Here is a 12,810-nt window from a genome sequence, read left to right as displayed (position 1 = left end):
CACCGTCATTCCACGGTGACCACGACCGAGTGCCAGCCGCTCGCCCCGTCCGGAACGGTCCCGGTGCGCCGCTCGGTCTGCGTCTCGCCCGTGCCGTCGGTGGCACGGACGGTGAGGGTGTGGCCGCCGGGGGTGGCCCGCCAGGGGTAGGACCACTGGCGCCAGGTGTCGATGGTGGTCTGCTCGGCCAGCTGGGCCGGGCGCCACGGGCCGTCGTCGACGCGGATCTCGACCTTCTCGATCCCCCGGTGCTGGGCCCAGGCCACCCCGGCGACCATCACGGTGCCCGCCCCGGGTCGCCCGAAGGGCTTGGGGGTGTCGATCCGGGACTGGGTCTTGATCGGGGCCTTCCGGGCCCACTTCCGCTTCACCCAGTACGCGTCGAAGTCGGCGAAGGTGGTCAGCTCGATGTCCTCGATCCACTTGCAGGCCGAGACGTAGCCGTACAGGCCGGGGACGAGCATGCGGACGGGGAACCCGTGGGTGAAGGGGAGCGGTTCGCCGTTCATGCCGACAACGAGCATCGCGTCCCGGCCGTCCATCACGTCCTCGACGGGGGTGCCGAGCGTCATGCCGTCCACCGAGCGGGCGATGATCTGGTCGGCCTTCCCGCCCCGGGACGGCGGCTTGACGCCCGCCTCCTTGAGCAGGTCGGCCAGACGGACGCCGATCCACCGGGCGTTGCCGATGTAGGGGCCGCCGACCTCGTTGGAGACGCAGCAGAGGGTGATCTCACGTTCGATCAGGGGCCGCTCCAGCAGCTCCCGGTAGGTGAACTCCAGCTCCTTGCGTACGCCCAGGCCGTGGAGGCGCAGCCGCCAGGTGTTCGCGTCGACCTTGGGGACCACCAGGGCGGTGTCGACCCGGTAGAACCGGTCGTTGGGGGTGGTGAAGGGGGAGAGTCCGGGGACCCGGAGCTGCGCTCCCGCCGGGATCGGCTTCGCGGGCGAGGCCGGGGCGGGGAGGCGGACGGCGTCGCGGGAGGCGATGGCGTCCTGGGCGTTGCGGCTGTTGAGCGTACGGCCGAGGGCTCCGGCGGCGGTGGAGGCGGCGGCCGCGGCCGCGGCGGCGACCAGGAAGCCCCGCCGGTCCCAGCCCTCCTCGCCCTGCGGGTGCGCGCGCGGGGCGGTGAGCCGGCCGACGAGGACGTACAGCAGGACCGCCCCGGCCACCGCGCCGACGAGGGAGGGCAGCGCGTCGGTGAATCCGGTGGAGTCCGGGCGGCTGAGGGCGGCCGCCGCGCCGACGGCTCCGAAGGCCAGGACGGCGGCGGAGCCCGTACGGCGGTGGCGCAGGGCCAGGAGGCCGACGGCGACGGCGAAGAGCGCGAGCGTGGCGACGATGCCGAGTTGCAGGACGAGTTTGTCGCTCTCGCCGAAGGTGCGGACCGCCCAGTCCTTCACCCCGGTGGGGGTCCGGTCGACGGCCGCCCCGCCGACCGCCGTGACGGGGCTCGCCTCGGGTCTGACGGCGGCCGAGACGAGTTCGGCCACGGTCAGCGCGGCGAATCCGGCGAGCAGGCCGCTCAGGGCGGCGAGCGCGCCGCGGGTCAGGGCTGTGCGTGTGATCCTCACGGAGGTCATTCGGAGCCGCGTCCCGCCCGGATTGCCCGTTCACCCGAACGGCACGGGGCGCCCGGGACGCGAACCGCCCCGGCGGGCACGGGGCCGGCCGGGGCGGAATGGAGCGGAGGGGTCTCCCCCGCCCCTCACCTCAGGCGAGGCTCGCGATCGCCTGGTTGAACGTGGCGGACGGGCGCATGACGGCGGCGGCCTTGGCCGGGTCGGGCTGGTAGTAGCCGCCGATCTCGGCCGGGGAGCCCTGCACCGCGATCAGCTCGGCGACGATGGTCTCCTCCTGCTCGGCCAGGGTCTTGGCGAGCGGGGCGAAGGCCTCCGCGAGCTTGGCGTCGTCGGTCTGCTGCGCCAGCTCCTGGGCCCAGTAGAGGGCCAGGTAGAAGTGGCTGCCGCGGTTGTCGATGCCACCGAGGCGACGGCTCGGGGACTTGTCCTCGTTGAGGAAGGTGCCGGTGGCCCGGTCCAGGGTGTCCGCGAGGACCTGGGCCCGCGCGTTGTCCGTGGTGGTGGCCAGGTGCTCGAAGCTGACCGCGAGGGCCAGGAACTCGCCCAGGCTGTCCCAGCGGAGGTAGTTCTCCTTGACGAGCTGCTGGACGTGCTTGGGGGCCGAGCCGCCGGCGCCGGTCTCGAAGAGGCCGCCGCCGTTCATCAGCGGGACGACGGAGAGCATCTTGGCGCTGGTGCCCAGCTCCAGGATCGGGAAGAGGTCCGTCAGGTAGTCACGGAGCACGTTGCCGGTGACGGAGATGGTGTCCTCGCCGCGGCGGATGCGCTCCAGGGAGAAGGCGGTGGCCTCCTCCGGGGTCTTGACCGAGATGTCCAGGCCGTCGGTGTCGTGGTCGGCGAGGTACGTGGTGACCTTGGCGATCAGGTTGGCGTCGTGGGCGCGGCCCTCGTCCAGCCAGAAGACGGCCGGGGTGCCGGTGGCACGGGCTCGGGTGACGGCGAGCTTGACCCAGTCCTGGATCGGCGCGTCCTTGGTCTGGCACATCCGGAAGATGTCACCGGCGCCGACGGCCTGCTCCAGCACGACGGTGCCGTCCGTGCCGACGACGCGGACGGTGCCGGTGGCGGCGATCTCGAAGGTCTTGTCGTGGCTGCCGTACTCCTCGGCCTTCTGCGCCATCAGACCGACGTTGGGCACGGAGCCCATGGTGGCCGGGTCGAAGGCGCCGTTGGCGCGGCAGTCGTCGATGACGACCTGGTAGACACCGGCGTAGCTGCTGTCCGGGAGGACCGCGATGGTGTCGGCCTCGTTGCCGTCCGGGCCCCACATGTGGCCGGAGGTGCGGATCATGGCCGGCATGGAGGCGTCGACGATGACGTCGCTGGGGACGTGCAGGTTGGTGATGCCCTTGTCCGAGTCGACCATCGCGAGGGCGGGGCCCTCGGCCAGCTCGGCCTCGAAGGACGCCTGGATCTCGGCGCCGACGCCCGGCAACGAGTCGAGGCCCTTGAGGATGCCGCCCAGACCGTCGTTGGGGGTGAGGCCGGCGGCGGCGAGCTGGTCGCCGTACTTGGCGAAGGTGTTCGGGAAGAAGGCGCGGACCGCGTGGCCGAAGATGATCGGGTCGGAGACCTTCATCATGGTGGCCTTGAGGTGCACGGAGAAGAGCACGCCCTCGGCCTTGGCGCGGGCGACCTGCGCGGTGAAGAACTCGCGCAGGGCCGCGACGCGCATGACGGCCGCGTCCACGACCTCGCCCTTGAGGACGGGTACGGACTCGCGGAGCACGGTGGTGGTGCCGTCGTCGCCGTGCAGCTCGATGCGGAGCGAGCCGTCCTCGGCGATGACCGCGGACTTCTCGGTGGAGCGGAAGTCGTCGACGCCCATGGTGGCGACGTTCGTCTTCGAGTCGGCCGTCCAGGCACCCATGCGGTGCGGGTGGGCCTTGGCGTAGTTCTTGACGGAGGCGGGGGCGCGGCGGTCGGAGTTGCCCTCGCGCAGCACCGGGTTCACGGCGCTGCCCTTGACCTTGTCGTACCGGGCGCGCACGTCCTTGTCCGCGTCGGTCTGCGGGTCGTCCGGGTAGTCCGGAAGCGCGTAGCCCTGCCCCTGGAGCTCCGCGATCGCGGCCTTGAGCTGCGGGATCGACGCCGAGATGTTCGGCAGCTTGATGATGTTCGCGCCGGGAGTCCTGGCCAGCTCGCCCAGCTCGGCGAGTGCGTCATCGATACGCTGCTCGGCCTTGAGGTGCTCCGGGAAACTGGCGATGATCCGCCCCGCGAGGGAGATGTCACGGCGCTCCACCGTGACCCCGGCGGTCGAGGCGTAGGCCTCGATCACGGGCAGGAGGGAATAGGTCGCCAGGGCAGGGGCCTCGTCGGTGTGCGTATAGATGATGGTCGAGTCAGTCACCGGGTGCTCCGCTCCACGTCTGCAACATTGCTTGACATCAAGATATCTCGTCGCAGCCCGCGGCTCCACAAGGCCCCCGCACGGCTTCACGGTCCGTACGGGTCCCGGTGACGCTGCCCTCACTCCGGGTTACGCCCCCGGGGGCCGGTGCTCGTACCACCGCAGGTCGTCCTCCAGCTGGGCGGCGAGCGCGATCAGCCGTTCCTCGCCGCGGGAGGGCCCGAGGAGCTGGGCGCCGACGGGGAGGCCGGAGCGGGTGAAGCCGGCCGGGACGCTGATGGCGGGCCAGCCGAGCACGTTCCACGGCCAGGCGTAGGGACAGGCGGCGGCCATGGTGACGTCGGTGCGCCAGGCGCCGATCCGGTCGAAGGTGCCGATACGGGGCGGGGGCGCGGCGGTCGTCGGGGTGAGGAGGACGTCGTACGTGTCGAAGAACGCGCCGATCCGCCGGTGCTGGCGCACTTCGCGGGCGCGGGCGGCCCGGACCACCCGGCCGCCGAGCCGCGTCCCGGTCCGCAGGGCGCTGCGGGTGCGCGGGTCGAGGAGGGCCGGTTCGGGGTGGCGGGCGGCGAACTCGGCTATGCCGGTCGTGGCGCGGGGGACGAAGGAGAGGCCGATCAGCCCGTACCGGGGGCGGGCCTCCTCGACGTGGTGGCCGAGCCGGGCCAGGGTCTCGGCCAGGGCGGCGACGGCCCGTCGCACCTCGGGGTCGGGTCCGGCGCCGGTGAGGGTGAGCGGGGGCCGCCAGGCGAGGGCGATCCGGAGGCGGCCGGGGTCCCGGCGGGCGGCGTCCGAGGCGCGGACGGCGGGCGGGCGGTGGAGGTCGCCGGGGTGCGCACCGGCGGCCGCGTCCAGCAGGAGCGCGGCGTCGGCCACCGTACGGGCGAGCGGGCCGTTGACCGTGAGGCCCTGGAAGGCGTCGTGGTGCGGGTGGACGGAGACCCGGCCGCGCTGGGGCTTGATGCCGACGAGGTGGGTCCAGGCGGCGGGGATGCGGACGGACCCGGCGCCGTCCGACCCGAGTGCGGCGGGGACCAGCCCCGCGGCGACGGCGGCGGCCGATCCGCCGGAGGGGCCGCCGGGGGTGTGATCGGTGTTCCAGGGGTTGCGGGTGGCGCCGAAGGCGGGCCCTTCGGTGAACGGCCACTGGCCCAGTTCGCAGGAGTTGGTCTTGCCGACGATGACGGCCCCGGCGGCGCGCAGCCGGCGGACGGCCTCGCTGTCGGCGGTGGCCGGGGGCCGCTCCCCGTCGCAGCCGAAGTGCGTGGGCAGGCCCGCCACGTCGGTGTCGTCCTTGACCGCGACCGGCACGCCGAGCAACGGCAGCCGCTCCCCCGCCGCGAGCCTGCGATCGGCCTCGGCGGCCTCCGCGAGGGCGGCTTCGGCCCGCAGATGACGGAAGGCGTTGAGGCCGGTCCGGGTGGCCTCGATCCGGGCGAGGGCGTCGGCGACGAGAGCGGTGGAGGTGGTGGCGGACGCGGCGAGGAGACGGACGCTCTCGACGAGTCCGGGCAGGGGCGCGGGGACGGCTGCCGGGGCGGGCGCGGGCGCGCGTTCATGGACGGAGACGGGCGCCGGGGCGGGAGCGGGCGCCCGTTCGTGGACGGAGACGGGCGCCGGGGCGGGAGCGGGCGCCCGTTCGTGGACGGAGACGGGCGCCGGGGCGGGAGCGGGCGCCCGTTCGTGGACGGAGACGGGCGCCGGGGCGGGCGGCAGGCTGTCGGGGCGCGACGCCCGGCTGTCGGGGCGGGACTCCCGGGCGTCCCGCGCCTCGCTCTCCGGCGCCCGGCTCCCCTCCGCCCGACTGACCTCCGCCCGACGGTCCTTGGCCCGGCTGTCATGGCGCGCCGCCCCGGCGTCCGGCGCCCCGCTCTCCGGCGCCCCGCCCTCAGGCGCCCGACTGTCCTCCGCCAGGCCGGGCAGAGCCTGACCGTCCGGCACCGGATCGTGCGGCGCCCGGCCGTCCCGGCCCGGAAGGGCTCGTACGTCCGGCTCCGTGCGCTCGGTGGTGGGCTCCGCTGAGGACATGGGCGTGCCGCCTCCCTCGTGGCCGCGGGGCCGGCCGGTCGTCCCGGCCGCTTCCCACACGTACTTACTGGAGGGTAACGAGAGGAGGCGGCACGCTCAACCGTTACGGGTGCCGCCTCCGCGGCACCCCTGCCGCGTCACGGCCGGACATGGATCTCCCCGATGCCCGTGCCGATCTTCCCGCAGTGGGCGGTGGACTGGCCGGACTCGCCGGGCCGCAGGGTGACGCGGTTGCCGTCGACGTCCGGGGCCCAGCCGCAGACCAGGTGGACCCAGAAGGTCTGCGACTGGCTCCCGTTGTTGCGGCAGAGCGCGTAGCCCGTGTACTCGTCGACGGCGTGCTTGCCGGTGTGGCAGGAGAGGCCGGGCGGAATCGCGGCCGGGGCTGCGGCCGCCGTCGGCGCGGTGACCGGAAGCGCCAGCGCGGCGACCACCGACGCCGTGCCGAACGCCCGACGGGCGGACCGGGTCCGCTTCCCCGTGAACAGCTTCATGGTTCTCCTTCATGGGTTCGTCCGTACGTGACCCCGGGCGGGATCACGTACCGCTCTCCCCACGCTCCGTGGCCGAAAACACCGCCACGCCTGACGCTCCGTACACGCGCCGGGCGGCGCCCCCGGTCCCGGCGTACGCTCGAATGTGCCGGTCACCCCGCTCGGCCCCGTCCGACCGGCGCCTTTCCGAGGAGGCGACGTGAGCGGACACCGATGGGCCGCACGGGCGGCCGCGGGAGCGGCGGCCGTCGCACTCACCGTGACGGGTGGCGCGGTCGCGCAGGCTGACGACGACGACATCGCCTCGCTCGGCGCGGAGCAGATCACGGAACGCTCGCGCGACGCCCTGCTCAAGGTCACCTCCCTGCGGCTGAGCGCGCGGGGCAGCGTCGACGGGAGCGGCGACTCGATGAGCGTCGACCTGGCCCTGGACCGGGACGGCGACTGCGCGGGCGGGATCGACATGGGCGAGGACGGTTCCGTCGAGATCGTGAAGCGCGCCGACGACGTCTGGCTGAAACCGGACAGGGCGTTCTGGGAGACCCATGTCCCGGTCGGCGGCTCCACCTTCGACGCGATCCTCGACGGCCGTTACATGAAGGCGAAGGCGGACGACCCCCGGCTGCTGTCGGTGACCGAGGTCTGCGATCTCGACACCTTCCGCGAACTGGTCGAGGACAACCGCGACGCCGCCGACCGGGGCACGCTGACGAAGGGCCGCGAGACCGAGGTGAACGGCGCGCCGGTCATCCCGGTGACCCGCGCGCGGGGCGACGAGCGGGTGACCGTGTTCGTGGCCACCGAGGGTGAGCCGTACCCGGTGCGGATCGCCGTGGAGGGGCCGAAGGAGAAGGGGACGGTGACCTTCTCCGGCTTCGACCGGCCGGTGCCCGCCGGGACACCGTCGGCGGACGAGACGGTGGATGTGACGGCGCTGCTGGGGCGCAGCGTGAAACCGGTCTGAGCACGGCCGGTCCCGCCCCTCGGACGGGACCGGCGGAACCGGCTCGTACCCCGAGGGGTGTCAGCCGGTCAGGGCCGGGATGATCCGGGATCCGTACGCGTCGATGGTCGCCTCGCGCGCGTCGTGCATGTTGTAGACGGCGAACTGGTCGACGCCCATGTCCCTCAGCGCCTGGAGCTTCTCGATGTGGGCCTCGGCCGGACCCAGCAGGCAGAACCGGTCGACGATCTCGTCGGGGACGAAGGCGGTGTCCGGATTGCCGGTGCGCCCGTGGTGGCTGTAGTCGTAGCCGGAGCGTCCGGCGATGTACGCGGTCAGCGCCTCCGGGACAAGACCGGAGTGCTCCCCGTAGCGGGCGACCAGGTCGGCCACGTGGTTGCCGACCATCCCGCCGAACCAGCGGCACTGCTCGCGGGCGTGGTCGAGGTCGTCGCCCACGTAGGCGGGGGCGGCGACGCAGATGGTGACGGAGTCCGGGTCCCGTCCGGCGTCGGCCGCCGCGTCCCGTACCGCCTTGATCATCCATTCGGTGAGGAACGGGTCCGCGAGCTGGAGGATGAACCCGTCCGCCTTCTGCCCGGCCAGGGCGAGGGCCTTGGGCCCGTACGCCGCCATCCAGACCGGCAGCCGCCCGTCCTTCACCCACGGGATCTGCAACGGCTGCCCGTCGACCGTGGCCTCCCGCCCCTCGGCGAGGTCCCGGATGACGTCGATGGCCTCCCCCAGCCGGGCCAGCGTGTTGGGCCGCCGGCCCGCGACCCGCATGGCGGAGTCCCCGCGCCCGATCCCGCACACCGTCCGGTTGCCGTACATGTCGTTGAGGGTGGCGAAGGTGGAGGCGGTCACCTCCCAGGTGCGGGTGCCCGGGTTGGTGACCATCGGGCCGACGATCATGCGGTCCGTGTGCTCCAGGATGCGGCTGTAGATGACGAACGGCTCCTGCCAGAGCACCGCCGAGTCGAAGGTCCAGCCGTAGCGGAAGCCGTTGCGCTCGGCACGGCGCATCAGGCCGACGACGGCGGAGGCGGGCGGGTCGGTCTGGAGGACGAGTCCGAAGTCCATGCGGGATCTCCTGGTCCGGGTACGGCAGGTGTCGCGGGAGTGTCGGGGCCGTGGCTGCCTCGGCCGGTGAACCTCCCTCTGTCGACAGCGGGTTCGTGGCACGGGTGCGCACTCTCGGCCGGTACGGCGCGGCGCCGGGACCGCTCCGTGCCCCGGGATCCTTCCACATCGGAACCGGCCGAACCCTGTTCGACGCGTCGCATTCACGTGCCCGGGGGAGAGCCACCCGGAGGACCGGTTCTTTTCCCGGGCTGGAAACCGATCCTGAAGCTTTTCAGAGAAAGGGGACGATGCAATCACGCCAATCCAGAGTTGTCTGAAACTCCGTCATGCACCCATATCTCCCCCGAATCTCGCATGACCCGTGACGCACGACACCCAGAGAAAGAGGGATTTGCCCCCTGAGCCCCCATTAATCCGCATGGATCTTCACCTCTGCTCCGCATAGCGTGCACAACAGTTTTCTCCTCTCAGAGAATTCTCATCTTTGCGTGCAGACGGGGTGCAAAATGTGGAGGCATGCGCTTTCGCGCAGCAGCAGAGGGGCCCTGGCCGGCCTCTTGAGCGTGGCCATAGTGGGAGTGTCGGCGCCGGGGGCGCTCGCCGCGCAATCGGCGCCGGAAGTGGTGAGCGCGACCGGGAAAGCCTCCGGCACCGCGGACGACACCGCCACGAGCGCCTTGGTGGAAGCCAAGCGCACGGGGAAACCCGTGGAACTCGTGGCGGAACGCTCCGAACGCGCAACGGTGTTCGCCAACCCGGACGGGGTCTCCTTCACGGCGGAGCAGTCGACCGTTCCGGTCCGTGTGGCGAAGGAGGGTGGCGGCTGGCAGACCCCCGACGCAACTCTCGTACGGTGGAGCGACGGCACTGTGGGGCCCAGGGCCGCCACGGCGGACGTGAGGTTCTCCGGGGGTGGGGGCGAATCTCCGCTCGCCACGATCGCGGATGAGGGGCGTTCACTCAGCCTCTCCTGGCCCGGCACTCTGCCGAAGCCCGAACTCGACGGAGCCACGGCCCTCTACCCGGAGGTCCTGCCCGGTGTCGACCTACAGGTCAACGCGACGGTGGAGAGCTTCCAGCACCTCCTGGTGGTGAAGACGCCCGAGGCCGCCGAGGACCCGCGGCTGAAGAAGGTGTCGTTCGGACTGAGGACCGAGGGGCTGACGGTCCGCCAGGGACCGGCGGGCAACCTCACTGCCGTGGACGCGAACGGAGCCACGGTCTTCCGCGCGCCGCCTGCGCAGATGTGGAACTCGGCCGGCAAGGCAGCTGCTGCCAAGGGGCAGAAGACCGCTCCTCGAAGGGCCCCGGCCCTGGCCGGATCCGCCCACGCGACCGCGGCTCCTCTCACCGCCCAGGAGATCCCCGGCGACACGGCGGAGAACAACCCTTCCGGCAAGGGCATGGAGCCCGGACAGGGCGACCGGGTCGTCCGGATGGACGTGCGGGTCACGAAGGACGCGCTCGCCGTGACGCCGGACACCTCCATGCTGACCGAGGCGAAGGGGACGGACTTCCCGCTCTTCATCGATCCGAACGTCACCTGGGGCGAGTCGGAGCGTACGCTCCTGCGCTCGGACGGCTACGAGTCGTACGGCTGGGGCAACGGCGACGACGACCTGGGCAAGGGCGCCGGCAAGTGCGGCACGTGGAACGGCTACTACTGCGGCCCCGGCTATGTGCAGCGGCTCTACTACGAGTTCTCGCCCGCAGAGCTCAAGGGCAAGCAGGTGCTCGACGCCACCTTCCGGGTGACCGAGCCCTGGGCGTTCCAGTGCAGTCCACGCTGGGTCGATCTGGTACGCACCAACAACATCTCGTCATCCACCACCTGGGCCTCCCGTCCCAAGGAACTGGACCTGATGGTCGACCGGAACGTTTCCGCGGGCCGTGGCTCCCTCTGCGACCCCGACTCCCCGGACGCGGCCATCGAGTTCCGGGACAACCCCGAGGAGACCAACGAGAATCTGACACCGACCGTCCGTGACTTCGCCGCGGGCAAGTTCTCCCGGCTCACCCTGCAGATCCGTGCCCATGACGAATCGGACACCTCGGCCTGGAAGCGGTTCCGCAACGACGCTGTCCTGTCCGTGAAGTTCGTCGCCCTCCCCGCTCTGCCGACGGGCGTGGGCCTGGTGTCCGGCAACGGCACGGTGTGCTCGACGCAGGCGGCTGACCCCGACATCATCAGCGACCCGACCCCGCTGGTCACCGGCAAGCCGAGGACCGCGTCGGGCGGGGAGTCCGGTGCGAGTCTTCGGATCCGGTGGCGGACGCAGCGCCTGGACGGCGGTACGTGGGTGACCGCGCACACCGATGTGGACAGCCCCACGTCCGGCTACGTCGGCAACCTCGTGACCCAGTCCAAGAGCCTGCCCAAGTTGTCCGAAGGGGTGCGCTACCGGCTCCTCGCCCTCACGCTCTCGTTCGACGAAAAGGGAGGCAACCGGCTCAACACGGGTTACACGACACCGTGCTACTTCATGGTCGACGCCACCGCCCCCAAGGCGCCGAAGGTGACGCTGGAGAGCCCGCACACTCCGTGCCTGCCCAATTCCTGTGTACCTCGCGGGCGGCCGGGGGCTCCGGTGAACTTCGCCTTCGCCGCGGCCGACGGAGATCCGCCCACCCTGTCGTACCAGTACAGGCTGACGTCGCAGGAGGCTTGGGCCAACGCCCAGAAGGTCTGCAGCACCGGGACGAGCTGGGCGTGCGCAGCGGTGCCGGAGCACAGCGTGCTGATCAAGGGAGGGAAGGCGACGGTCAAACCGGCGAAGTCCGGAACGTACCGCATCTACGTCCGTGCCAAGGACAGTCTCGGACGCTGGGGTGCGCAGAGCACGCTGGACTTCGCGATCGCGTCCGGAGAGGCCCCGGAGGGGCGCTGGCATCTGTCCGAGGCCGACGGGGTCGCGGTTGACTCCGAAGCCACCGACGGACGCGACGACCTGACGCTCGGCGGTGGCGCGGTACGTGACGACCGCGGCCGCCGGGGGCTGCTGACACACGACGCCCAGGGGGTACCGCTGTCTCAGCCGGTCACCGACCGGGGCCTGGCCCTGAACGGGACGGACGGCCACGCGTCGTCCTCCGCCCGGGTTCTGGAAACCGACAAGTCCTACACCGTCACTGCCTGGGTGCGCCTCGACCCCGGCGCCAACCGCACCATGACCGTCCTGAGTCAGACACCGTCGACCGCAAGCCCCTTCACCCAGAAGTACAGCCCCTTCTACCTCTCCTACGGGGTCGGGGGCGACGGGACATGGAGTCTGCGGACCCTTTCCAAGGAGGGCCAGTTCGCCACCGTCAAGGCCAAGCACACGGCCTCGCGCGGGGTCTGGACGCACGTGGCCGGCGTCTATGACGCCGAGGAGAGCACGATCGGCCTCTACGTCAACGGACTCCTCCAGGAGACCGCTGCGGCCGGGACCGCTTGGGCCTCGGACGGTCCGCTACAGGTCGGACGGGTCATGCACGCCGACGTGAACAAGGACTACCTCCACGGCTCGGTGGACGAGCCCGCGGTATGGCAGAGGGCCCTCAGTGAGGCGGAGATCAAGGATGAGGCGAAGCTGCTGACCTCGGAAGGCTTCGCGGGAGTCGAGCTCATGGCCGACTGGAACCCCTCGGCGGGCAGCGGCACCACCGTCCCCGACACCACGTCCGGCTACGGCAGGAGCCTGACGCTCCAAGGTGGCGCGGCCCTGGCCGACGAGGCCATCGTGCTGGACGGTGTGGACGACCGGGCCACGACCACGGCGGGCCCGGTCGTGGACGACCTCGGGTCCTTCACCGCCTCGACCCTGGTGAAACTCGACCCGGAGAAGCTGCTGACCAAGAGCATCGGCTACACCGGCCAGGTCCACGGCCAGCGGACCTCCGACGGTTCGGCCTGGGGCTTCTGGTACCAGCTGTCGGGCAAGGACACGGTGCTGGACATGGAGACCGGGCTGGAGACGACGGTGCCCGTCGGCAAGTGGCACTTCGGGCGGCTCAACAACGACGGCTCTTTCAGCTCCATCGTCTCCGACGAGGTCGCCTCCCTCGACAGCGAAGTGCGGCTGACCGGGACGTTCGACGCCCAGGACGGCACGATCAGCCTGTATCTGGGCCACAACCAGAACGGCGACGCCAAGGCGTACACCGCCCGGGCGAGCAGTGGTGAGTTCGCCCTGGGGGCGGGTTTCACCAGCGGCGCCTGGAAGCACCACCTGCCGGCCCGGATCTTCGAGACCCGTCTCTGGGCCGGGGCGATGGCGAGCTCGGCGCAGATCGACGAGCACGTGGGCGACTGACCGAGACACCACCCGTGGGGCGGCGCCA

General features: G+C 71.8%; 7 protein-coding genes. 2 read left to right on the top strand and 5 right to left on the bottom strand.

Features of this window, described 5'->3' with window-relative positions; all coding sequences use genetic code 11:
• Positions 1-5 precede the first annotated feature (5 nt).
• The 4 genes from ACQ9ZG_RS28500 to ACQ9ZG_RS28485 all read right to left on the bottom strand — a co-directional run bounded on the left by ACQ9ZG_RS28500 (position 6) and on the right by ACQ9ZG_RS28485 (position 6,458).
• Positions 6-1,583, bottom strand: a complete 1,578-nt coding sequence (locus ACQ9ZG_RS28500; RefSeq protein WP_499281357.1) for a molybdopterin-dependent oxidoreductase — start codon at positions 1,581-1,583, stop codon at positions 6-8.
• Between the two features lie 130 nt (positions 1,584-1,713).
• A complete protein-coding gene (locus tag ACQ9ZG_RS28495; protein WP_109916988.1) occupies positions 1,714-3,936 on the bottom strand; it encodes an NADP-dependent isocitrate dehydrogenase in 2,223 nt (740 codons plus the stop codon).
• A 129-nt stretch (positions 3,937-4,065) separates the two neighbouring features.
• Positions 4,066-5,451 carry an amidase gene (locus ACQ9ZG_RS28490; protein ID WP_499281644.1) on the bottom strand — a complete coding sequence of 462 codons (1,386 nt, stop codon included), beginning with the start codon at positions 5,449-5,451 and terminating at the stop codon, positions 4,066-4,068.
• 650 nt (positions 5,452-6,101) lie between these two features.
• The gene (locus tag ACQ9ZG_RS28485) at positions 6,102-6,458 is read right to left on the bottom strand and encodes a hypothetical protein (RefSeq protein ID WP_109915628.1); all 357 of its coding nucleotides are present in this window, start codon (positions 6,456-6,458) and stop codon (positions 6,102-6,104) included.
• 199 nt (positions 6,459-6,657) lie between these two features.
• Here ACQ9ZG_RS28485 and ACQ9ZG_RS28480 point away from each other — a divergent pair, with 199 nt between their 5' ends.
• A complete protein-coding gene (locus ACQ9ZG_RS28480; RefSeq protein ID WP_109915629.1) occupies positions 6,658-7,422 on the top strand; it encodes a hypothetical protein in 765 nt (254 codons plus the stop codon).
• 60 nt (positions 7,423-7,482) lie between these two features.
• Here ACQ9ZG_RS28480 and ACQ9ZG_RS28475 read toward each other — a convergent pair whose 3' ends face one another.
• Positions 7,483-8,484: a TIGR03842 family LLM class F420-dependent oxidoreductase gene (locus ACQ9ZG_RS28475; RefSeq protein WP_018491453.1), complete on the bottom strand. Its 1,002-nt coding sequence runs from the start codon at positions 8,482-8,484 to the stop codon at positions 7,483-7,485.
• Positions 8,485-8,993: 509 nt separating this feature from the next.
• Between ACQ9ZG_RS28475 and ACQ9ZG_RS28470 the strand changes: the two genes are divergently transcribed.
• The gene (locus tag ACQ9ZG_RS28470) at positions 8,994-12,782 is read left to right on the top strand and encodes a LamG-like jellyroll fold domain-containing protein (protein WP_109915630.1); all 3,789 of its coding nucleotides are present in this window, start codon (positions 8,994-8,996) and stop codon (positions 12,780-12,782) included.
• The last annotated feature ends 28 nt before the right edge of the window (positions 12,783-12,810 follow it).

The organism is Streptomyces araujoniae, assembly GCF_050871195.1.
GTDB classification, from domain to species: Bacteria; Actinomycetota; Actinomycetes; order Streptomycetales; family Streptomycetaceae; genus Streptomyces; species Streptomyces bacillaris.
This window is presented reverse-complemented; position numbering and strand designations above follow the sequence as displayed.

Coding starts and splice junctions, on each gene's coding strand:
- ACQ9ZG_RS28500 (WP_499281357.1), bottom strand. CDS start 1,583: ATGACCTCCGTGAGGATCACACGCACAGCCCTGACCCGCGGCGCGCTC.
- ACQ9ZG_RS28485 (WP_109915628.1), bottom strand. CDS start 6,458: ATGAAGCTGTTCACGGGGAAGCGGACCCGGTCCGCCCGTCGGGCGTTC.
- ACQ9ZG_RS28475 (WP_018491453.1), bottom strand. CDS start 8,484: ATGGACTTCGGACTCGTCCTCCAGACCGACCCGCCCGCCTCCGCCGTC.
- ACQ9ZG_RS28470 (WP_109915630.1), top strand. CDS start 8,994: ATGTGGAGGCATGCGCTTTCGCGCAGCAGCAGAGGGGCCCTGGCCGGC.